Source organism: Streptomyces sp. NPDC053069 (genome assembly GCF_044546895.1).
GTDB lineage: Bacteria > Actinomycetota > Actinomycetes > Streptomycetales > Streptomycetaceae > Streptomyces.
Genome location: NZ_JBITZN010000004.1, coordinates 1 through 20983 on the forward strand (window position 1 = coordinate 1; position 20983 = coordinate 20983).

General features: G+C 70.5%; 22 protein-coding genes and 2 pseudogenes. 11 read left to right on the forward strand and 13 right to left on the reverse strand.

The window, feature by feature from the left end; translation table 11 throughout:
* From ACIGXP_RS09815 to ACIGXP_RS09825, 3 genes and pseudogenes are all read left to right on the forward strand, one after another.
* A pseudogene (locus ACIGXP_RS09815) lies at positions 1-590 on the forward strand (poly-gamma-glutamate synthase PgsB); the annotation flags it as partial.
* Positions 587-1069: a poly-gamma-glutamate biosynthesis protein PgsC/CapC gene (locus ACIGXP_RS09820; protein ID WP_399766178.1), complete on the forward strand. Its 483-nt coding sequence runs from the start codon at positions 587-589 to the stop codon at positions 1067-1069. The pseudogene ACIGXP_RS09815 and the gene ACIGXP_RS09820, both read left to right, overlap by 4 nt.
* A gap of 100 nt (positions 1070-1169) precedes the next feature.
* Entirely contained in the window at positions 1170-2228 is a 1059-nt protein-coding gene (locus tag ACIGXP_RS09825) for a hypothetical protein (RefSeq protein ID WP_399766180.1), read from the forward strand.
* Positions 2229-2232: 4 nt separating this feature from the next.
* Here the strand turns inward: ACIGXP_RS09825 and ACIGXP_RS09830 are convergent, their stop codons facing one another.
* From ACIGXP_RS09830 to ACIGXP_RS09840, 3 genes are read right to left on the reverse strand one after another with little or no spacing between them, the layout of a single operon-like run.
* Positions 2233-2895, reverse strand: coding sequence for a DUF5063 domain-containing protein (locus tag ACIGXP_RS09830; protein ID WP_363216167.1), 663 nt, complete (start codon positions 2893-2895; stop codon positions 2233-2235).
* Positions 2888-3487, reverse strand: coding sequence for a recombination mediator RecR (gene recR, locus ACIGXP_RS09835; protein WP_030342446.1), 600 nt, complete (start codon positions 3485-3487; stop codon positions 2888-2890). The genes ACIGXP_RS09830 and recR overlap by 8 nt, the downstream gene beginning before the upstream one ends.
* Before the next feature lie 51 nt (positions 3488-3538).
* Positions 3539-3883, reverse strand: a complete 345-nt coding sequence (locus tag ACIGXP_RS09840) for a YbaB/EbfC family nucleoid-associated protein (protein ID WP_399767219.1) — start codon at positions 3881-3883, stop codon at positions 3539-3541.
* 254 nt (positions 3884-4137) lie between these two features.
* Here ACIGXP_RS09840 and ACIGXP_RS09845 point away from each other — a divergent pair, with 254 nt between their 5' ends.
* Positions 4138-4887: an SLATT domain-containing protein gene (locus ACIGXP_RS09845; protein WP_399766184.1), complete on the forward strand. Its 750-nt coding sequence runs from the start codon at positions 4138-4140 to the stop codon at positions 4885-4887.
* Here ACIGXP_RS09845 and ACIGXP_RS09850 read toward each other — a convergent pair whose 3' ends face one another.
* The 3 genes from ACIGXP_RS09850 to ACIGXP_RS09860 all read right to left on the reverse strand — a co-directional run bounded on the left by ACIGXP_RS09850 (position 4888) and on the right by ACIGXP_RS09860 (position 8031).
* Positions 4888-6801, reverse strand: a complete 1914-nt coding sequence (locus ACIGXP_RS09850) for a serine/threonine-protein kinase (protein WP_399766187.1) — start codon at positions 6799-6801, stop codon at positions 4888-4890.
* A gap of 115 nt (positions 6802-6916) precedes the next feature.
* Positions 6917-7420, reverse strand: coding sequence for a MarR family winged helix-turn-helix transcriptional regulator (locus ACIGXP_RS09855; RefSeq protein ID WP_399766191.1), 504 nt, complete (start codon positions 7418-7420; stop codon positions 6917-6919).
* A complete protein-coding gene (locus ACIGXP_RS09860; protein ID WP_399766194.1) occupies positions 7417-8031 on the reverse strand; it encodes a type 1 glutamine amidotransferase family protein in 615 nt (204 codons plus the stop codon). Before ACIGXP_RS09860 ends, ACIGXP_RS09855 begins: the two co-directional genes overlap by 4 nt.
* A 159-nt stretch (positions 8032-8190) precedes the next feature.
* On the opposite strand from ACIGXP_RS09860, the gene ACIGXP_RS09865 reads away from it, so the two are divergent.
* From ACIGXP_RS09865 to ACIGXP_RS09885, 5 genes are all read left to right on the forward strand, one after another.
* A complete protein-coding gene (locus tag ACIGXP_RS09865; RefSeq protein ID WP_399766196.1) occupies positions 8191-9546 on the forward strand; it encodes an aspartate aminotransferase family protein in 1356 nt (451 codons plus the stop codon).
* A 137-nt stretch (positions 9547-9683) separates the two neighbouring features.
* On the forward strand, positions 9684-10379 hold the full coding sequence (locus ACIGXP_RS09870) for a GntR family transcriptional regulator (RefSeq protein ID WP_363216161.1): 696 nt from the start codon (positions 9684-9686) through the stop codon (positions 10377-10379).
* A 48-nt stretch (positions 10380-10427) separates the two neighbouring features.
* Positions 10428-11078, forward strand: coding sequence for a hypothetical protein (locus ACIGXP_RS09875; RefSeq protein WP_363216160.1), 651 nt, complete (start codon positions 10428-10430; stop codon positions 11076-11078).
* Between the two features lie 62 nt (positions 11079-11140).
* Positions 11141-11380 carry a DUF6400 family protein gene (locus ACIGXP_RS09880; protein WP_363216158.1) on the forward strand — a complete coding sequence of 80 codons (240 nt, stop codon included), beginning with the start codon at positions 11141-11143 and terminating at the stop codon, positions 11378-11380.
* Entirely contained in the window at positions 11367-11594 is a 228-nt protein-coding gene (locus ACIGXP_RS09885; protein ID WP_363216157.1) for a hypothetical protein, read from the forward strand. Before ACIGXP_RS09880 ends, ACIGXP_RS09885 begins: the two co-directional genes overlap by 14 nt.
* 82 nt (positions 11595-11676) lie before the next feature.
* Here the strand turns inward: ACIGXP_RS09885 and ACIGXP_RS09890 are convergent, their stop codons facing one another.
* The 3 genes from ACIGXP_RS09890 to ACIGXP_RS09900 all read right to left on the reverse strand — a co-directional run bounded on the left by ACIGXP_RS09890 (position 11677) and on the right by ACIGXP_RS09900 (position 15278).
* Positions 11677-13494, reverse strand: coding sequence for a bifunctional metallophosphatase/5'-nucleotidase (locus ACIGXP_RS09890; RefSeq protein WP_399766202.1), 1818 nt, complete (start codon positions 13492-13494; stop codon positions 11677-11679).
* Between the two features lie 223 nt (positions 13495-13717).
* A complete protein-coding gene (locus tag ACIGXP_RS09895) occupies positions 13718-13945 on the reverse strand; it encodes a hypothetical protein (RefSeq protein ID WP_399766205.1) in 228 nt (75 codons plus the stop codon).
* 49 nt (positions 13946-13994) lie between these two features.
* Positions 13995-15278, reverse strand: coding sequence for an adenylosuccinate synthase (locus ACIGXP_RS09900; RefSeq protein WP_363216153.1), 1284 nt, complete (start codon positions 15276-15278; stop codon positions 13995-13997).
* 211 nt (positions 15279-15489) lie between these two features.
* On the opposite strand from ACIGXP_RS09900, the gene ACIGXP_RS09905 reads away from it, so the two are divergent.
* Positions 15490-16314 carry a diacylglycerol kinase gene (locus tag ACIGXP_RS09905; RefSeq protein WP_363216151.1) on the forward strand — a complete coding sequence of 275 codons (825 nt, stop codon included), beginning with the start codon at positions 15490-15492 and terminating at the stop codon, positions 16312-16314.
* Between the two features lie 128 nt (positions 16315-16442).
* Positions 16443-17954, forward strand: a complete 1512-nt coding sequence (locus ACIGXP_RS09910) for an APC family permease (RefSeq protein ID WP_399766209.1) — start codon at positions 16443-16445, stop codon at positions 17952-17954.
* 12 nt (positions 17955-17966) lie between these two features.
* On the opposite strand, the pseudogene ACIGXP_RS09915 reads toward ACIGXP_RS09910, so the two are convergent.
* The 4 genes and pseudogenes from ACIGXP_RS09915 to ACIGXP_RS09930 form a co-directional block, all read right to left on the reverse strand.
* Positions 17967-18510: pseudogene (locus ACIGXP_RS09915) on the reverse strand (Uma2 family endonuclease).
* Between the two features lie 93 nt (positions 18511-18603).
* Positions 18604-19827 carry a cytochrome P450 gene (locus ACIGXP_RS09920; RefSeq protein WP_399766212.1) on the reverse strand — a complete coding sequence of 408 codons (1224 nt, stop codon included), beginning with the start codon at positions 19825-19827 and terminating at the stop codon, positions 18604-18606.
* Positions 19828-19870: 43 nt separating this feature from the next.
* Positions 19871-20359, reverse strand: coding sequence for a hypothetical protein (locus ACIGXP_RS09925; protein ID WP_399766214.1), 489 nt, complete (start codon positions 20357-20359; stop codon positions 19871-19873).
* Between the two features lie 78 nt (positions 20360-20437).
* The gene (locus tag ACIGXP_RS09930; protein ID WP_399766217.1) at positions 20438-20899 is read right to left on the reverse strand and encodes a hypothetical protein; all 462 of its coding nucleotides are present in this window, start codon (positions 20897-20899) and stop codon (positions 20438-20440) included.
* Positions 20900-20983 lie beyond the last annotated feature (84 nt).

The following is a 20983-nucleotide window of genomic DNA, read 5'->3' on the forward strand; positions in this document are numbered from 1 at the left end:
CCCTCGCCGTCGCCGAACTCCTCGGCGTGGACCGCGGGACGGCCCTGCAGGGCATGTACGACGCCCCGCCGGACCCCGGTGTCCTCTCCGTCGAGAAGTACCGCACGCCGCAGGGCGGCACGCTCGCCTTCGCCAACGTGTTCGCGGCCAACGACCCCGAGTCGACGCTGATGAACGTCAACCAGCTCCTCGACCTCGGGGCGATCCACCGCCCCCTGCACGTGGTCATCAACTGCCGCCCCGACCGCGTCGAACGCAACGGCCAGATGGGCCAGATCATCCCCGAGCTGGCCCCCGACACGGTCTTCCTGATCGGCCATCCCACCAAGAGCGCCCGAGAGGGCATCCCCGGCGGCTGGGGCGGACGGATCGTCGACCTCGGCGGCGACGACCGCGACCCCGACAGCCTCACCGCCGACCTGCTCGCCGCCCTGGACGGCGACGCGTCCCTCGTCGCCATCGGCAACATCCACGGACAGGGCGAGCTGCTGCTGGAACGCCTCGCCCAACTCCCCTCCGCCGGCACCGAGTCGGCCGCCCCCGGCATGTCCCGCTTTCCCGCTCAGCGCACCGGAGACAACGACCAGTGACCCCCGTCCACCTCAGCCCGGACATGGCCGCGATCGGCATCACGCTCGGGCTCCTCTTCTCCCTGATCTGTTACCTCACCACCAACCTCTCCCCCGGGGGCATGATCGCCCCCGGCTGGCTGGCGCTGATCCTCGTCGGGAACTGGCGGCTGTTCCTCATGGTGATCGGGGTGACCGTCCTGACGTACGGCTGCACGCGTCTGATGCAGGGCGTCGTGATCCTCTACGGCAAGCGGCTGTTCGCGGCGGTGGTGCTGTGCGGGGTGCTGATCCAGGCGACGTGTTTCCTGCTCCTCCAGTACAAGTTCCCGTACCTCTTCGGTCACCAGACCCTCGGCTACATCGTGCCGGGCCTCGTCGCCTACCAACTGGTCCGCCAGCCGCCCCGCGCCACCCTCGTGGCCACGTCCACGGTCACCCTCGGCGCGTACGTCGTCCTCACCACGGGCGTCCTCCTGGGCGCACTGCCCGGCCTGTAAGCCGGTATGCCACCCGCCACGTGACCGGCACGTGGCCCGGTATCCGATCCGGCGTTCGAAGCGCCTGCTGTCCCCAGACGAAAGGGAATCCCCACCTGCCATGGCCGCCGCCCCCGCCGCTCCCACCGCCCGACGCAAGCGGAACCAACGGCTCTCTCTCGCCCTTCTCGCAGCCGTGGCCCTCGCTGCCGGCGTGGTCACCCACCAGCTGCGCACCGCCGGCGGCCCGGCCGCCGCCCGCACGGCCGATTCCGGCCAGGACCGGCTGCCCCCCGCCCGTGCCCGGGGCCTCCAATACGACCGCCTCGCCGACCCCGCCCGCACCGTCGTCCGGGACGGCTCCGGCGCCGTGGTCGCCACCCTCACGGACGGGGCCCGCACCGCCGTCCTCACCGGGCCCGGCCGCACCTTCACCGAGCCGCGGACCACCACGTCACATGTGATCACGGACAGTTGGGTACGCCTGATGCCGCGCACGTGGGCGGCCGGCCAGGAACGGTCGAAGTGGTTCGCCGACTGGCTGCGCGCCAACCGCGGCAGCACCAAGCCGGACGTCCTCGCCGCGGCCCTGCAGTACCGGGCGGGAGAGAAGCCCCTCAAGGACGCGAAGGGCGTCCGGTACGCGGGAGCGGCGGCGTACGGCACAGCCGGTGACGACAACGCGGGGACCACCCGTCCCAGCTCCGACTTCTACCAGTATCTGGGCATCCCCTGGACCTTCCCCGACGGTCACACGGTGCACCCCGACAAGGCGCGCTACGGCACCGTGGGCCCGTCGGGCTATGTACGGCTCGTCTACGGCTACCGAGAGGGCTACCCGCTGCTCGGCCGGGACGACAAGGGCCCGGGCCTTCCCCGCACCGCCGACGCGATGGCCACGCACGGCCCCGGCGTCCCGGTGCTCCGAGGCACGGGCACCCCCGCGGCGCTGAGCAGGCTCCAGCCGGGCGACCTCGTCTTCTTCGCCACCGCCGACCGTCAGGACCACCGCCTCGACCAGGTCGGCATCTATCTCGGCCTGGACGACGACGGCCACCCTCGCTTCGTCTCCAGCCGCGCATCGGCAGGCGGCCCCACCTTCGGCGACCACGGCGGCTCGGCCCGCCTGGACGGCAACGGCCTCTATGCGAAGGGACTGCGGGCGGCCAAGCGGCTCTGAGGCGTCACTTCCCCGGCTGGATCCCCAGCGGTGCGCCGATCTCCTCGGCCATGACCCGGCCCGCCTCGAACTCCAGGGTCTCGTCGCCTATGGCGGGCTGGTCGGTGTCCAGACCGTCCAGTTCCTCCAGGGGCTGGTTGAGGCGGACGTGGATGAGGACGGACTGGAGCGCGCGCAGCACGGCGGAGGCCGTGGGGCCCCAGTTGGAGAAGTAGGAGAACTGCCACCACCACAGGGCCTCCGTGGTGCGGCCCGCACGGTAGTGAGCCATGCCGTGGCGCAGGTCGGTGATGACGTCGGCGAGGTCGTCGGAGATCCGGGCCGGGACCGGCGCCTTGCGGGGCTCGTACGGGTCGAAGACCTCGGAGTAGATGTCGACGGGCTCAAGGAGACGAGCCAGGTTCTCGCGGAGTTCGTCCACGTCGGCGTCCGGCCCCGTGTCGGGCTCGTAGCGCTCCTCGGGGACGATGTCCTCGTGGGCGCCCAGCCGGCCCCCCGCCAGCAGGAGCTGGGAGACCTCCAGGAGGAGGAAGGGGACGGTCGAGCCGGGCTCGTCGCCCTTCGCCACCTCCGTGACGGCCACCAGGAAGCTCTCGACCTGGTCCGCGATCTGGACCACGAAATCGTCCGGGTTCTGCGTCGAGTCGTGCAGTGTGGCGTCAGACATCTAGGAGTCGTCTCCCCTCGAAGGCGCGGCCGAGGGTGACCTCGTCCGCGTATTCCAGGTCGCCACCCACCGGGAGGCCGCTGGCCAGGCGGGTGACCTTCAGGCCCATGGGTTTGATCATGCGGGCGAGGTAGGTGGCCGTGGCCTCGCCCTCCAGATTGGGGTCCGTCGCCAGGATCAGCTCCGTGACCGTCCCGTCGGCCAACCGTGCGAGAAGTTCTCGTATACGCAGGTCGTCGGGACCCACGCCCTCGATCGGGCTGATGGCGCCGCCGAGCACGTGGTAACGGCCGCGGAACTCGCGGGTGCGCTCGATGGCGACGACGTCCTTCGGCTCCTCGACCACGCAGATGACCGACGGATCACGGCGCGGGTCACGGCAGATGCCGCACAGCTCCTCCTGTGCCACATTGCCGCAGGTCGCGCAGAAGCGGACCTTCGCCTTGACCTCCAGGAGCGCCTGCGCGAGCCGCTTCACGTCCGTCGGCTCGGCCTGCAGGATGTGGAAGGCGATCCGCTGCGCGCTCTTGGGACCGACGCCGGGCAGCCGCCCCAACTCGTCGATGAGGTCCTGGACCACGCCTTCGTACACCGGACTGCCCTTCCTTAAGACCTTTCGGTACGTACCGTAGTTGGCCCGGACTCAGAACGGCAGACCGGGGATGCCCGTGCCGCCGCCGAGGCCCTGGGCCAGCGGACCGAGCTTCTGCTGCTGCAGCGTCTGCGCGTTCTCGTTGGCCGCCTGTACGGCCGCCACGATCAGGTCGGCGAGCGTGTCGGTGTCCTCGGGGTCGACCGCCTTCGGGTCGATCTTCAGCGCGCGCAGCTCACCGGCGCCGGTCACGGTGGCCTTCACCAGACCGCCGCCCGCCTGCCCGTCGACCTCCGTGTTCGCGAGTTCCTCCTGCGCCCGCTGCAGATCCTGCTGCATCTTCTGGGCCTGCTGGAGCAACTGCTGCATGTTGGGCTGGCCACCACCGGGGATCACGATCAGCTCCTCTACGTTCTTCTCCTTGAGCATGAGCCTACGTGGTCCACGTCCCCATCGCCCCGCCACTCTTTCGAGTGAGAACAACGGTAGCCCTATACCTGATCAAGGCCCTCTTCCGAGCGGAAAAGCCGGGAAAGCTCCCTCTTCGCCACCCATTGGGCGGTAGGAAAGGTCCGCGCGTCGGCATGGAATCGGCATGGTATGTCACGCAACGTGACCGGTCGTGATCAGTGATCAGTAGGGAGTGCCGGGTGGGTCAGCCGGAGATGCAGCCCGAGGGTCCGCCACAGGACGGGCGGGGCGAGGGTGCGGCCGGGCTGCGGCCGGGCGATCTGAGCGGGCGGGCCTTTCCGCTCGGGGACTGGGGGGAGCCCGCCGAGCGGCTCGACGAGCTGTACCGATGGGTGGAGCGCGGGGCTCTGGAGACGGCGTCCTGGTATCTGCGGGACCGGGTGTGGAAGCGGCGCACCGCCCGGGTGCTGCGCTCGGGTGCGGCGGCGGGCGCGGTGACCGGTGCCGCGCTGCCGCTGCTGGACCTGGCGGGAGCGGCCGACGGGGTGGCGCCCTGGGGCTGTGTGGCGCTGCTGCTCGCGGTCGCCTGTGTCGGCGTCGACCGGTACTTCGGGGTGACGTCCGGCTGGATGCGGGACGTGGCCACCGCGCAGGCCGTGCAGCGGCGGCTGCAGGTGCTGCAGTTCGACTGGGCCTCCGAGAGTATCCGGGAGGTGCTGGGTCCGGCCGAGGGCACGGCCGGGGAGGCCGCCGAGCGGTGCCTGGGGGTGCTGCGGCGGTTCACCGAGGACGTCACGGAGCTGGTGCGCACGGAGACGACCGACTGGATGGTGGAGTTCCGCACGGGTTCCGCCCCGCTGGGCATCCAGGCGGCGGTGGCGTACGTCCCGCGCCAGGAGGCGGGGAATTCCGGCAGCCGCTTCCCCCTGCCGCCGGCCAACGGCTCCCGTCCGAACATGCCGCGGCAACGGCCCCCGGAGCCGCGCTGATCACTGCTTGGTGTACGTCAGGCTCTCTCCGCCGTCCGCCTTCGCCCGCCTCAGGCTGCCGTCCGGCAGCAGGGTGACCTCGGTGGATTCGCCCGGAGTGCAGGAGGAGGCGGGTTCGCCGCTGGTGACGGTGGACGGCCCGATCTCCAACGGCCCGTTGCCGCTGGGCGGTTGGTCGAGCGTGGCCTCGAAGACGCAGTGGTACGTCCCCCCGCCCTCCGTCGGCCCGTCCGCCACCAGCGTCAGCACGCTGTCGCCCACCTTGCCCTGCCGGATGGTCAGCCGGCGGGTGTTGGTCCCGTTGGCGTTGTCGATCGTCGTGCCCCAGGTACCCAGATAGGCCTCCGGAATCGCCCCGTTCGAGGGGGCGGATGCGGAGACGGAGGCGGAGACGGACGGCGTCGGCTCGGCCGGGCCGGGCGCACCGGAGCCCTTGGCGGGCGCGGAACCGACCGCGCCGCCCTGTTTGTCGTGCCCGCCACCGCCGTTCATCAGCGCATACACCGAGCCGCCCGCGCCCAGCGCCACCACCAGCGCGATCACGACGAGCAGCGCGGTCGACCGCCCACTGCGCCGCTCCGGCTCCTGCGCCCCACCGAGCGCCGACGGCCCGTACGGCGGCGTGGATCCGGGCCCGCCGCCGTACGGGGGGTACGACTGCGGCGGATACCCGTAGGCGCCGCCCGGCTGGGGATACGACTGCGGATACGACTGGGCAGCCGGCTGGGGATGCTGCTGCGCATGCCCGTACCCGAACCCGGGTGCCACCGGAGGCACCGGCGGCGGAGCCTGCCCCGACACGACGGTGGGCACCTGATGCACACCGGCACCGGCCCCCGCCCCCGCGTCGGAAACAGCAGCATGCTCGGGCGACGCCCCGCCCGTGCCGCTCCCCGGAGCAGCACCCCCCGCACCCACGAACGCCGCCCCGCCGCCACCGGAACTCCCCGCACCCGTCGACGGCGCGTCCGCACCCGAAGACCTGCCCTCCGGATCCTCGACCTCCAGCAACTGCACGGCGTGCCGCCCGAGTTGAGCGACCAATGCCCCCGGCAGCCAGGGGTCCCGGGACCGCCCCCCGGTCACGGTGTCCTCCGCCCCGGTCCGCTCCAGCAGCGCATCCAGCGACGGCCGGGCCCCAGGATCCTTGCGCAGGCACTCCCGCACCAGGTCGGCGATCCCCTCCGGCACCCCCGCCAGATCCGGCTCCTCCTGAGCGATCCGGAACATCAGGGCGTGCACCCCGCTGTTGGCGGTCCCGAACGGCATCGCCCCGGTCGCCGCATACGCGAGCACGGACCCGAGGCAGAAGACGTCGCACGCCGGAGTGATCCGGTCCCCGCGCACCTGCTCGGGCGCCATGAACCCGGGCGATCCGACCAGCGACCCGGTCTGCGTCAGCTCCTGCCCGCCCAGCGAGGTCGTCTCCAGCGCCCGCGCGATCCCGAAGTCGATGACACGCGGCCCGTCGATCGTCACCAGCACGTTCGACGGCTTCAGATCCCGGTGCACGATCCCCGCCGCGTGGATGTCCTTCAACGCGTGCGCGAGCCCGGCCGCCAGAATCCGTACGGACCGCTCCGGCAACGCGCCGTGATCACGCCCGACGACCTGCTGCAGACTCGGCCCGGCGACATATCCGGTGGCCACCCACGGCACCGCCGCCTCGGTGTCGGCGTCCAGCACGGGCGCGGTCCAGTACCCGCCGACCCGCTGCGCGGCCTGCACCTCCTGCCGGAACCGCGCCCGGAACTCCTCCTGCGCGGCGAGTTCCTCGCGGACCAGTTTCACGGCGACGGTACGGCCCCGGTCCGACCGGGCGAGATAGACCTGCCCCATGCCGCCCGCGCCCAGCCGCGCCAGCAGCCGGTAGCCCCCGATGTGCTGCGGATCCCCCGCCGCCAGCGTCTCCATGGCCGCCCCACCCTCCCCCATAGACCCGGTCCGCACCACGCAGACGTGTGCGGCGAACCGAGAATAATCCGGTCCCCGAGGCAGCCGCGCGGCCCTCTGTCCACCGTTCCGATGTCTACGGTTCCGACGGGGGCGGCGGGGGCGCCCCCGCTGCAGCGGAGCCGGGAGCGGGGGAAGGCCTGCCCAGCTCGTCCAGGACCTCCGACAACCGTTCCAGCAGCCGCACCGCCTCGGCGAGTGCGTCCTCCCCCATGGCCTGCGCCAGCCGGTCCGCGTAGGCCGCGTGCCCGGGGCCGATCCGGGCCACGGCCGCTCGCCCCTGTCCGGTCGGCGCGAGGAGTTTTGCCCGCCGGTGCGCCGGGTTCGGCCGGTACTCGGCCAGACCCCGCTGCACGAGCAGATCGGCGATGCGCTGCACGCTCTGCCGCGTGATGCCCATGGCCCGCGCGATCCCGGCCACCGGCAGCGGCTCGCCCAGCACCGCACCGAGCACCTGCCACCAGGCGGCGGTGAGCCCGGCCGGGCGGGCCAGCTCCTCGGCGACGGAGAGGAACTGCCCGTTGAGGCGGAAGACACCGAGGGCGCTGCGGCTGAGCAGTTCCTGACGTTCCCGGCTCACCGGGCGCGGGCCTGCTGCAGAACGGCGTACGCCTCGGCGTCGGAGTCGTGGTACAGCCGGTACCAGGCGTCCAGCACCTCGCCCTCGTACACCCCGAGGAGCCGGAAGACCTCCCGGGCGAAGGCGACGGGCTCGGTGGGTCCCGCGGTGATCAGACCGCCGTCGGTCACGGCGTCCGCCTCGACGTACCGCCCGGCGCCCGCGTAACCGGTCGCTGCCAGGTAGAAGGAGACCGCGCTGGTGTGGGCGCGGTCGTCGAGCAGGCCCTCGCGCGCGAGGCCGGCGGTGGCGCCGCAGATCGCGGCGACGGGCACACCGGCGTCCAGGAAGGCACGGGCGGTCCGGGCGAAGGGGGCGAGGTCGTCCGACGCGTCCCAGAGGTCGGCGCCCGGGAGGATCAGCAGCGAGCTGTCCTCGGGGCGGAGGTCGCCGAGCGCGAGGTCGGGCTGGATGCGCAGCCCGCCGATGCTGACGACCGGCTCACGGCGCGGGCCCACGGTGCGGATCCGGTACCCGGCGCGCGCGAGATACGCGGTCGCGTGCCCCGTCTCCCAGTCGGCGAGGGTGTCGTAGACCGCCAGATGCACAGGTTTGCCGACCGATCCATTCATGACAGCATGCTGACATTTGGACAGCATGCTGTCAATAGGTGGCCCGGCCGTGCCCTGCCGTCCGTCCCCGCCCCGTCGACAATCTGTCGGGGATTACCCCCGTCCACGGAACAAGACGCCGATATCCCTTCCGCATCGCGGACATTTACGCTCGCGGGCATGACCCCTCAGCCCAACCCCGAAGCCGGCGCCGCAGTGAAGGCCGCGGACCGCGCGCACGTCTTCCACTCCTGGTCCGCGCAGGACCTCATCGACCCGCTCGCCGTCGCCGGCGCCGAGGGGTCGTACTTCTGGGACTACGACGGCAAGCGGTACTTGGACTTCACCAGCGGGCTCGTCTACACGAACATCGGCTACCAGCACCCCAAGGTCGTCGCGGCCCTCCAGGAGCAGGCGGCGAAGCTGACGACCTTCGCGCCCGCCTTCGCGATCGAGGCGCGCTCGGAGGCGGCCCGGCTGATCGCCGAGCGGACCCCCGGCGATCTGGACAAGATCTTCTTCACCAACGGCGGCGCCGACGCCGTCGAGCACGCGGTGCGCATGGCCCGGCTGCACACGGGCCGCCCGAAGGTGCTCTCGGCCTACCGCTCCTACCACGGCGGCACCCAGCAGGCGATCAACATCACCGGTGACCCGCGCCGCTGGGCGTCCGACGGCGCCGCGGCCGGTGTCGTCCACTTCTGGGCGCCGTTCCTCTACCGCTCCCGCTTCTACGCCGAGAACGAGGAGCAGGAGACCGCGCGCGCCCTGGAGCACCTGGAGACCACGATCGCCTTCGAGGGGCCGGGCACGGTCGCGGCGATCATCCTGGAGACCATCCCGGGCACGGCCGGCATCATGGTCCCGCCGCCGGGCTACCTGGCCGGCGTCCGCGAGATCTGCGACAAGTACGGCATCGTCTTCATCCTGGACGAGGTCATGGCCGGCTTCGGACGCACGGGTGAGTGGTTCGCCGCCGACCTCTTCGGGGTCGTACCGGACCTCATGACCTTCGCCAAGGGCGTGAACTCGGGTTATGTGCCGCTCGGCGGCGTCGCGATCTCGCAGGAGATCGCCGAGACCTTCGGCAAGCGCCCCTACCCCGGCGGCCTCACCTACTCCGGGCACCCGCTGGCCTGCGCCGCCGCCGTCGCCACGATCAACGTGATGGCGGAGGAGGGCGTGGTCGAGAACGCGAGGCGCCTCGGCGAGAGCGTCGTCGGGCCGGCCCTGGCCGAGCTCGCCGAACGGCACCCGAGCGTCGGCGAGGTGCGCGGCGTCGGCATGTTCTGGGCGCTGGAGCTCGTGAAGAACCGGGAGACCCGCGAGCCGCTGGTGCCGTACAACGCGGCCGGCGAGGCCAACGCGCCCATGGCCGCGTTCGCGGCCGCCGCCAAGCAGCACGGTCTGTGGCCCTTCGTGAACATGAACCGCACCCATGTGGTGCCGCCGTGCAACGTCACGGAGGCCGAGCTCAAGGAGGGCTTCGCCGCCCTGGACGCCGCGCTGAGCGTGGCCGACGAACACACTCGGTAGCCGCACCACACCTGCCGCCGGGCCGATCCGAACGCGTAAGGTGGCGTGCTCGTAAGACATGGATACCCGCGTAGATCGCAGATGTGATCGCGGGTACGGACGAGTACGTCACCCGACGCGTGAGGAGAGGCCCGCCCATGCCCGGCACCGGCGCCGTGACGCGCAGCACCCTGCGCCAGCAGATTGCGGACGCGCTCCGTGACGAGGTGCTGGCCGGGCGGCTGCGACCGGGCCGGGCGTTCACGGTCAAGGAGATAGCCGAGCAGTACGGCGTCTCCGCCACCCCCGTCCGCGAGGCGCTGGTCGACCTGTCCGCCCAGGGCATCCTGGAGGCCGACCAGCACCGCGGCTTCCGTGTGCCGGAGTACTCCGTCACCGACTACCGGAACATGATCGAGGCCCGCAGCCTGGTCACCGACGGCATGTTCCAGGCCCTCGCCACCGGCCACCCCGCCTTCCGCACCCCGCCGGAGGACCCCCGTACGACGGCCGCGCTGACCACCGTGCGCCGTCGCGGCGAGGAGGCCCAGCGGGCGGCGGCGGCCGGGGATCTGACCATCCTCATCGGCTACGACCTCCGTTTCTGGCGCGAGCTGAGCGCCCTGTTCGGGAACCCCTACCTCGGCGACTTCCTCAACCGCCTGCGCGTCCAGTCCTGGGTGTGCGCCGTGCAGCACCTGCTGCGCGTGCCCGACCTGCGCGGCCGTCTGTGGGCCGGGCACACCGGCCTGGTCGACGCCCTGGCCCGCCGCGAGGCCGAGACCGCCCGCTCGATCGTCGCCGCCGCCAACGCCCACTCGCTGGCCCTGCTGGAACACCTGACCAACGGGTAAGTGACCGGTAGCCTTCCCTGACCACCTTCTGTGTGTGAGGAGCTCTCTTTGGCCTGTGACCTGTGGCTGGTACCGCTCGTGGACGTGTTGTGCCACACCCCGGACAACCCGTTCGCCGAGGAACTCGCGCAGTACAACAAGGCACTGGCCGAGGCCGGGCTCCCGCCGGTGCCGGTCTACCAGTACATGCCGGGCCTGTCCGGCGAGGTCGCCCCGGTGGCCGGCTTCGACTACGACGCCCTCCACTTCCTGCGCCGCGCCTACCTGCTCCAGGTCTGCGGCCTGCCGGTGACCCCGGTGGACGACCTGGGCGGTGACTACGAGCAACTGCTGGAGATGTTCGAGTCCACGGCCCAGCAGTCCCACCTGGTCTGGCACTACGACCACGCGGGCGCGTACGTCCCGGTCGACTTCCCCGATCCGCTGTCCAACGAGGAACTCCTCGCCGGGGGCGGGCCGTTGGGCTCCTCGCAGACACTGCTGCGCGAGCTGGAGTACGTCGCCCCCACGATCGGCATCGACCCGGCCAACCCCCCGGCGGCCCCGGCACCCCCCGTGGCCCCCACGGAACTGGAGGAGCCGGCCGTCCCCGCTCCCTACGACCCCAGCCCCTTCGCCCGCGAACGCCACGTCTGGCTGGGCCTGCACGCAGCGGCAACGCGCTCCCTGGCACAGGGCTCGATGATCGTGTTCAGCTGAGCGCGTGTGATGTCACCCACTTGGTCTTGCCGTGGGGGAAATGCCCTCCTACGTTCGATTGCATGTCCCCCCACGGCCCCACCTTCGACTTCGCCGTCGACCTGAGCGCACACGAGATGCTCCGGCGCACCCACGTCATGGCCGCCCTCGGCCCCGACTGGGACCCTGCGGCGGCGCTGCGCGGCGAGGAGGAGGCGCGGGCGCTGCTGTACTCCGGCCTGGACGCGGAGCAGCAGCGCATCTACGACGAGCTGGTGGCGGCCGGGGTGCTCCCCGCGGGGCCTGGCGATGCTGCCGCTTGATCCGCAGGCCGACAGGGGACGGCGCGCCTGGGTGGCGTGCCCGAACTGTGACGACCGGGCCGGGTGCGAGACCTGCCGGCAGGGCGGGGCCTGCACCGCGCACTGGCGTTATCTGCTGTCCAACACCGGCAGCCTGCTGCACCTGCAGTGCCCCTCGTGCACCCATGTGTGGACGCACGAGACGCACTTCGGTGCCACTCGTCGAACGCGCTGACGCCCAGCAGGGTCAGCCCTGCGGCACCGGCGGGCAGTTCGTCCGCCTGGACCGTGAGCGGGGCCGGCGCCTCGGACAGGTATCAGAAGACCGGCGTACCGGCCTGCGTCAGCTTCCAGTTGGTGACTGCGAAGTCGGCCGGGTCGAGGGTCTTCTTCGCCGTCACGTAGTCGATCATCAGCTGGCGGATCTCGTTGGTCGAGCTGTAGGCGACCGGCGCCGAGGCGATGTGCGGGTAACCCGAACCGCCGTTGGCGCGGTAGTTGTTGACCGCCACGACGAAGACCTGGTCGTCGGCCACCGGAGCGCCGTTGTAGGTGAGGTTCTTGATCCTCGACCCCTCGGCCTGCGCGATGTCGATCTCGTAGTCGACACCCGCCGCCGTGTCGTACATGTAGTCCCAGAAGCTGTTGGCGTTCGTGAGGGTGGAGGTGTCCACCTTCGTGCCCGCCGGGACCTGGTGGTAGTACTTCGCCGCGTACTCCAGGTAGTCCTTGAGCTGGGCGCCGGTCAGCTTCCGGCCGTAGAGGGTGTTGTCGTAGATGTAGAGCCCGGCGATGTCCTTGATGGTGACGTTGCCCTTGGGGATGTCCGCCGTGCGGGAGAAGGGCGCCGCCATCGAGATGAGCGGGAGGGCCGCGTCGGACGTCGACAGGCCCGCCTTCACCGACTCCATCTGCACCTTGTGGATGAAGTCCATGATGGGGACGTCCTTCCAGCAGGAGTCCGCCGCCGAGAGGTCCTGCGTACAGGTGCCGACCGCCGTGTTGACGTACTTGACCACCAGCTCGTGGTCGGCCTCCAGGAGCTGCTTGATCTCCGGGTCCTCGGCCACGTCCTTGGGGTTCAGGGTCTGCGCCTTCTTGCTCGTCACCTTCCACTGGCCGTGGTGCAGTTCGAGTTCGAAGTCGAAGACGCTGAGGCGGTAGCCCCAGCAGTACGGCTCGGAGAGGAGGACCTCCTCGCCGGTCTCCGCGTTCTTCACCGTGTAGGACGGGACCTCCACGTGCGTGTGGCCGACCAGGATCGCGTCGATGCCGGGCACCTGCTCGGCCACCAGGTTCGACGCGTTCTCCACGTACGGGAGCGAGTCGCCGTAGGAGGACGAGCCGTCCATGCCCGAGTGGTCCGTCAGGAAGACGACGTCACAGCCCAGCGCGCGCAGGCGCGGAACGTACTTCTTCGCCTGCTCCACCAGCCCGGGGAACACCATCTTCCCGCTGACGTTGTCCTTGTCCCACAGGGCGATGCCGGGGTTGGTGAGGCCCAGGATGCCGACCTTGATGTCGGGGGCGCCGGGGACGCGGATGCGCTTCACCGTGTACGGCTGGAAGGCCGGGCGGAGTGTCTTCGCGTCCAGCGCGTTGGCGCCCAGCAGCGGGAAGTGGCACTGCTGCTCGAACTTGCGGAGCACCTCGATGCCGTAGTTGAACTCGTGATTGCCGAGGGCGGCGGCGTCGTAGCGCATGTGGTTCATGGCCACGGCCATCGGGTGCTTGGGGCCCTTCTTGCCGTCGGTGCCCGTGATGGGGTCGACGCGCGCGAAGTAGTAGGCGAGGGAGGTGCCCTGGATGATGTCGCCGGCGTCGACGAGGAGGACGTGGTCCTCGCCCTTGGCCTCGCGCTGCTGCTTGATGAGGGTGGCCACGCGCGCCACACCCACCGAGTTGCCCGCCTTGTCGGTGTAGGGGGCGTCCTTGTAGTAGTCCCAGTCGAAGACGTGGCTGTGCAGGTCGGTCGTGCCCAGGATGGAGAAGGACCAGGTACGGGGGTGGCAGTCCCGCTTCTGCTCGGCCGCCTGCGCGGGGGCCGCCGCGACGGTTCCCGCGGCGGCGACGGCCGCACCGGTGGCGGCCGACTTCTTCACGAACTCCCGGCGGTTCATGGGACTGAGGGGCATGCGAGGCTCCTGGGAGGCAGGCGTTGACGCGAGCAGATCAAGACAAAGGTACGTGCCGTGCGGGGGCTACCCGCGTAGATGCTTGCCTCACTCCGGTGGACGGGGAACCAGGAACAACCCAAGGGCCGGTCAAGGAAGTTCCTTCCCTTGACCGGCCCGAGGCGAGACGCCGGGCTTTCAGCCGCCGTACCGCCAGAGTTGGTTGTCGCGATGTCGCCGCCGGTCACCCGGCGAGGCCGCCGACGCGGCCGATGAGCCTGATCTCCGGCGGCCAGAGCACCCGGCTCGCCATCAGCAGGGAGGGCCCCAGATGCACCGGGCAGACGCGCAGCGGGGGCAGCTGGTACCGGGCCACCTCGAAGACCGCCGGGTCGGAGCAGTCCGTGCCGCCGGCCTGATCACCTTCACCGCCGTACGGTCCCCGGCAGCGTGCGTTCCGGTGGACGCTCATATCTCGATTGTCCACCGGAGCACACGGCCATGGATGCCTGTACGAGCGCCTACAGGAACGAGTTGATCTCGATCGTCTCGTCCCGGCCCGGGCCCACGCCGATCGCGGAGATCGGGGCGCCGGACATCTCCTCCAGCGCCTTGACGTAGTTCTGGGCGTTCTTCGGCAGGTCGGAGAAGGACTTCGCCTTGGTGATGTCCTCGGACCAGCCGGGCAGCGTCTCGTAGACCGGCTTCGCGTGGTGGAAGTCGGTCTGGGAGTACGGCAGCTCCTCGACCCGCTTGCCGTCGATCTCGTACGCCACGCAGACCGGGATCTGCTCCCAGCCGGTGAGGACGTCGAGCTTGGTGAGGAAGAAGTCGGTCAGGCCGTTGACGCGGGTCGCGTAGCGGGCGATGACCGCGTCGAACCAGCCGCAGCGACGGTCACGGCCGGTGGTCACGCCCCGCTCGCCGCCGATCCGGCGCAGCGCCTCGCCGTCCTCGTCGAACAGCTCGGTCGGGAAGGGGCCGGCGCCGACGCGGGTGGTGTAGGCCTTGAGGATGCCGATGACGCGGCTGATCTTCGTCGGGCCCACGCCGGCGCCGGTGCAGGCACCGCCGGCGGTCGGGTTCGAGGAGGTCACGAAGGGGTACGTGCCGTGGTCGATGTCCAGCAGCGTGCCCTGGCCGCCCTCGAACAGGACGACCTTGTCGTCCTCCAGGGCCTGGTTCAGGACCAGCACGGTGTCGGCGACGTACGGCTCGATCTGCTCGGCGTAGCCCAGCAGCTCCTCGACCACCTGGCTCACGGCGATCGCGCGCCGGTTGTACAGCTTGGTGAGGATCTGGTTCTTGACGTCGAGGGCCGCCTCCACCTTCTGGGTGAGGATCGACTCGTCGTACAGGTCCTGGACCCGGATACCCACGCGGTTGATCTTGTCCGCGTAGGTCGGGCCGATGCCGCGGCCGGTGGTGCCGATCTTGCGCTTGCCGAGGAAGCGTTCCGTCACCTTGTCGACGGTCACGTTGTACGGCGTGATGATGTGCGCGTTACCGCTGATCAGGAGCTTGGACGTGTCGACGCCACGCTCGTTCAGACCGCTCAGCTCGGAGAGCAGGACCGACGGGTCGACGACGACTCCGTTGCCGATGACCGGAACACAAGTAGGCGAGAGGATTCCGGAAGGGAGGAGGTGGAGTGCGTACTTCTGGTCGCCGACGACGACCGTGTGGCCGGCGTTGTTGCCGCCCTGGTATCGCACTACATAGTCCACCGAGCCACCGAGCAGGTCGGTCGCCTTTCCCTTGCCTTCGTCACCCCACTGAGCACCGAGCAGCACAAGTGCGGGCACGCGCGTACACCCCTTCCGGGCGGGGCATGTCCATGGTCGAAGGCGTGGGCGTAAGGTTCACCGCCGCGTGCCACAGCGACCGCCGTTGGTCGCCAACCGTCGGACCGGGTGCCCCGGAATAGACGAAGCCCCTGGCGCAATAGCGCAAGGGGCTCTTGCACAAAGATGCTACCCGAGGAAGCGAGGCAGGACCGAGGTGGCGACTTTCGCGATGTCCGAACAGCTGCTGGTGATCATCGATCCGGCGGCACGGCAGACGGACGGGGAGTCCGTACGGATCGCGAAAGACGTGCTCAGCGCGGGTGCGGCGGCCAAAGTGTGTCTGCCGGACGGGCCGGAGGAATTCGCCCGCGCGCTGGGCCGCAGGGGGTCCAGGCGGCCGGTGGTCGTGGGCGATGACCGCGCGCTGGTGCGGGCGGTCACCCTGCTGCACCGCCGGCGGGAGCTGGCCGGATGTGCGCTGTCGGTGGTCCCGGTGGGTGACACCCGCCTGGCCGAGTCGCTGGGCGTACCCGGCGGGGCGGTGGCGGCGGCGCGGGCCGTGCTGGACGGCGCCGAGCGGCGCCTGGACCTGCTGGTCGACGACAGCGACGGGATCGTGCTGAGCAGGCTGGGTATTCCGCCGGAGCCGGTGGTGCGGGCGCCTGCCGCCGAGCCGGTGGCCGTCTCCTGCGGCCGTCCCTGGTACCGCTCCCTGGTCCGCTCCCTCGCCCCGCGCCCGCCCCGGCTCTCCGCCGTACCGGCGCCGGGCCCCTCCCGCTTCCGGGTCGAGGTCGACGGGGAGACGGTGGTGGACCTGGGCCAGCCCGTGGAGGCCGTGTCGGTCGCGCCGGGCACGGGCGGGGTGGCCGAGGTGGAGGTGCGTCCGCTGTCGGTGGGCGCGGAGGCCACGCCGGTACAGGTGTCCGGGCGGACGGTGACGGTGGTCGGCGCGGACTTCCGCTACCGCGCGGACACGGCGGTGTCGGGGCCGGTACGGCGGCGTACGTGGCGGGTGGTGGGGGACGCCTGGGGGCTGGTGCTGCCTCCGGAGTGAACCCACCCGCCCCCCCTCAATGGTCTGGTGACAAATATTTAACCGTTCCGACCCCTTCCCGTGTACCCGTGTCGTCCACCATCCTGCTCCATCAGGACCCAGCGACCGGATACTGAGGGGGCCACCCGATGGCAGTGGACGAGGGCGTTGCCCCGACGGCGGGCACGGCGGACGAGGAGACGGTTCACCGGCTGAAACCCAACGCGGTGGGGCTGCTCGGGGTGGTGTTCATGGCGGTGGCCACCGCCGCGCCGATCACCGCGATGACCGGCAATGTGCCCTTCATGGTGTCGTCCGGCAACGGCATCGGCGCACCCGCGAGTTATCTCGTGGCAATGGTCGTCCTGGCAATCTTTTCCGTCGGTTTCACCTCGATGGCGAAGCACATCACGTCGACCGGGGCCTTCTACGGATTCATCTCGTACGGGCTCGGCCGGACCGCCGGCCTCGCCTCCGGGCTGCTCGCGACCTTCGCGTACGTCGTCTTCGAGCCGGCCCTGATCGGCATCTTCTCCACCTTCGCGACGACGACGCTGAAAGACCAGACCGGCGTGCACCTGCCCTGGTGGGCCTTCGCGATCCTGATGCTCGCGATCAACGCGACCGGCACCTGGTTCGGGGTCAGCGTCGCCGAGAAGCTGCTGGTGGCGCTGCTGGCGACCGAGGTGACCGTGCTGGCGGCGATGGCGGTGTCCGTGGCCTTCCACGGCGGCGGGCCGCACGGGTTCAGCCTCGCGCCCGTGGACCCGGTCAACGCCTTCAAGGGCACGTCGGCCGGGCTCGGGCTCTTCTTCGCCTTCTGGTCCTGGGTCGGCTTCGAGTCGACCGCGATGTACGGCGAGGAGTCCCGCGACCCCAAGAAGATCATCCCCAGGGCCACGATGATCAGTGTTCTGGGCGTCGGCGTCTTCTACGTCTTCGTGTCCTGGATGGCCATCACGGGCAACGGTGAGGCCGAGGCCGTGAAGGCGGCCTCCTCCGCGAACCCGCTCGCCCTGTTCTTCGGCCCCACCGAGCGGTACGTCGGCCACTGGGCCGTCGACGTCATGCAGTGGCTGATGATCACCGGCTCGCTGGCCTGCGGCATGGCCTTCCACAACTGCGCCGCCCGCTATCTGTACGCGCTGGGCAGGGAGGGCGTCCTGCCGTCGCTCAAGCACACCATCGGGCGCACCCACGCCCGGCACGGCTCGCCGCACATCGCGGGCCTGGTGCAGACGGTGGTGAGCGCCGTACTGATCGCCGCGTTCTGGATCGCGGGCAAGGACCCGTACAACGCGCTCTACGTCCTGCTGGCCATCCTCGGCACCATGGCCATCCTGATCGTGCAGGCCGTGTGCTCCTTCGCCGTGCTGGTCTACTTCCGCAGGCACCACCCGGAGAGCCGCCACTGGTTCCGGACCTTCACCGCCCCGCTCATCGGCGGCATCGCCATGCTCGGCGTGGTCGTCCTGCTGGTGTCCAACATGGGGGTCGCGGCGGGGGCGGAGTCCGGCTCACTGCTGCTGAAGGCGACACCGTGGCTCGTGGCGCTGGTCGCGGCGACGGGCGTGGGCTGCGCGCAGTACCTGAAGCACCGGGCGCCCGAGCGGTACGCGCTGCTGGGGCGGACGGTGCTGGAGGAGACCAAGGAGCGCTGAAAAACCAGAGCGTCAGTCGACGTACTGCTTCAGCTCCTCGGTGTCGAGTTCGATGCCGACGGGGTCGGGAAGCGAGACCTTGTCGCCGAACGCAACCACATGAATGTCCCGGTATCCGACCTCCGGGTCCGGGACAGTGTGGACAAGGATCGAGTGATTGTCACGGTCGATGAGCAAGTACACCGGAATGCCCGCCTCACCGTACGCCCGGGGTTTGTCCACCCGATCGCGGTGGTGGGTGTCCGAGTCGTACGACACTCTGTCCGTTGAAGTAACCCACTGGTGCAAGGACGCCGTCAGGCCGGGCGCGGCCCTTCCGACACACCTCGACCTTCAGCCGCTGGCCTGTCGTGTTGAGGGTGAGGTCGGGCCGTGCTTCCTTGCACCGGAAAGCCAACCACATGGCGATCTCACCGTGGCTGCCGTTCGTCACCTTCTTGACCCCGATCCGTCCGTCGATGAACTCGAACCTGACGGTCTCGTCCTCGCGGTCGGCGAATTCCGCGATCCGCTCGAACACGTCCACCGACATCTGAGACGAGGTGCGCTCTGCCATAACCGGATGGTGCCCCCCTCACAGGCAGGCGCCAGCTTGGCGTGACGCTGAGGCACATGTGCCGGATCACCCTCGGATCAGCCGATCGGATGGTCAGCGCACCTCGACGCTCAGCCCCTCCAGACCCCGGATCACAAAATTCGGCTTGCGCTGGGGCTCCGCCGCCAGGGTCAGCGTGGGGGCCTGCTGGAGGAGGGCCGACATGGAGGCCGCCAACTCGATGCGGGCCAGCGGGGCGCCGATGCAGTAGTGGATGCCCGCGCTGAAGGAGATGTGCGGGTTGTCGGTGCGGGTCAGGTCCAGACGGTCGGGGTCGGTGAAGACGGCCGGGTCGTGGTTGGCGGAGCCGAAGAGCATGGCGATCTCCGCGCCCCTCGGGATCGTCGTGCCGTCGATCTCGATGTCGTCCAGGACCCAGCGTTCGAAGAGCTGGAGCGGGGTGTCGTAGCGCATCAGCTCCTCGATCGCGGACGGGATCAGGGAGTGGTCGGCGCGCAGGGCGGCCAGCTGGCCGGGGTTGCGGAACAGCGCCCACCAGCCGTTCACCGTGGCGTTGACCGTGGCCTCGTGGCCGGCGTTGAGCAGCAGGACCGCCGTGGAGATCATCTCCTGCTCGGTCAGCCGGTCGTCGTCCTCGTCGTGGGCCGCGATCAGGCCGGAGACGAGATCGTCGCCCGGCTCCTTGCGGCGGGCCGCGATCAGCTCGCGCAGGTACTCCGAGAACTCGACCGACGCACGGACCGCCTTCGCGGCCGTCGCCTCCGACGGGTTCAGCTCGTACATCCCGCAGATGTCCGCCGACCAGGGGCGGAGCTGGGCGCGGTCCGCCTCGGGGATGCCCAGCATCTCGGCGATCACGGCCACCGGCAGCGGCTCCGCCACATCGGTCAGCAGATCACCGCCGCCGTTGCGGACGAGCGCGCCCACCAGCTCGCCGGCCAGTCCGTCGACGTACGGCTTCAGGCGCTCCACCGTGCGCGGCGTGAACGCCTTCGACACCAGGCGTCGGATCCGGGTGTGGTCCGGCGGCTCCAGGTCGAGCATCCCGTGGTCGTTGAGGGTGTGGAACGGCTCGTGCTCCGGCGGGGGCGGGGTGCGGCCGAACTCCTCGTGCGAGAAGCGGTGCTGATACGTCCGCCCCAGCCGGCGGTCCCGGAGCAGCGCCGAGACGTCCGCGTGGTGCGGGACCAGCCACTGGTCGGTCGGCTCGTACCGGATCACCCGGCCGCGTGCGCGCAGCTCGGCGTAGGCCGGGTACGGGTCGGCGAGGAACGCCGGGTCCCAGGGGTCGAAACCGAGGTCGTGAGAGCCTGCCATGCGGGGAAGCTAACCCGCAGGACCGCGGGCTGACCAGGGGTGCTCAGCCCCGGCCTGCGGAGAGGAAGTCGTAGTAGTCCTTCCCGCCGACGAGCACGGACGTGACACACAGCGGCAGACCGTCGGCGTCGCGGGGCACCTCCTGGGAGGTCTGCCGGGTGAAGCCCAGGGACACGCCGGGGATCACGGGGTGCTCGGGCCGCGACCGGTCGACGCGCCATCCCCGCGCGGTGGCGCGACGGAACAGTTCCTCCGCGGGTGTGCCGAAGACGTCGTCCCCGTCGAGCAGGACCCGTGTGCCGGAGGTTCTGCCCTCGCCGGGCCACCACAGCTCGATCGCCGTCACCGTGGGGCTGCTCTCCAGCAGGGCCTGTACGCCCACCCCGTCCAGGGACCAGGAGGCCCGCGCCGAACTCCGGCGCCTGAACAGCCGGGGCTCGCCCCAGCCGGACACCGCCGCGATCGCCTGTTCCAGCGTCATGCCCAGACACAGCGGGGCGACTCCGTGCGATGGGTCGAGTACGAGCTCCATGGTCAGACGACGGGTTCCGTGCCGACCAGCCCGACGCCGACGTGCGGCCGGATCTCGACACGCATGTGCTCCCGCCCTTCAGATCTGGTCCGCGACCAGCACGTAGTCGTAAGAGAGGGGGTCGCCCTCCTCGTCCACCGGGTACTCGTGGCTGCTCCGGTTCGCGAGGATCACCTTCAGCTCCGGCAGGACGTCGAAGCCCAGGTCGTTCTCCTCGATGGTGTGGCCCCGTTCCGCGAGCTGTTGGAAGAGGTCCTCGCTCGGGGTGCGGAAGACGTCGAGCCCGTCGAGCAGCACCCGCACGTCGGCGTCCTCGTTCCGGAACCGGACCAGCTCCACACCGCTCAGCGCGCCCTTGGTGAAGCCGAGTACGACGTCCATCTCGAAGTCGTCCTGCCGGAGCACGATCTGCCCCGGCTCCTCGTCGCACGAGACGGTCCGGAAAGGACACCGTCCCGCCACCGCGGCACGCGCCTCCTCGACCGACATGCCGAACCGGAACGGCCCGACGCCGACGTGCGGCCGGATCTCGGCATCCATGTGTGTGCCTTTCCCGTCGATGGACCTTCGCACATGCCCATGTCCGAACACGCATGGTCCCAGACGAGTTGGACGAGCGGACAC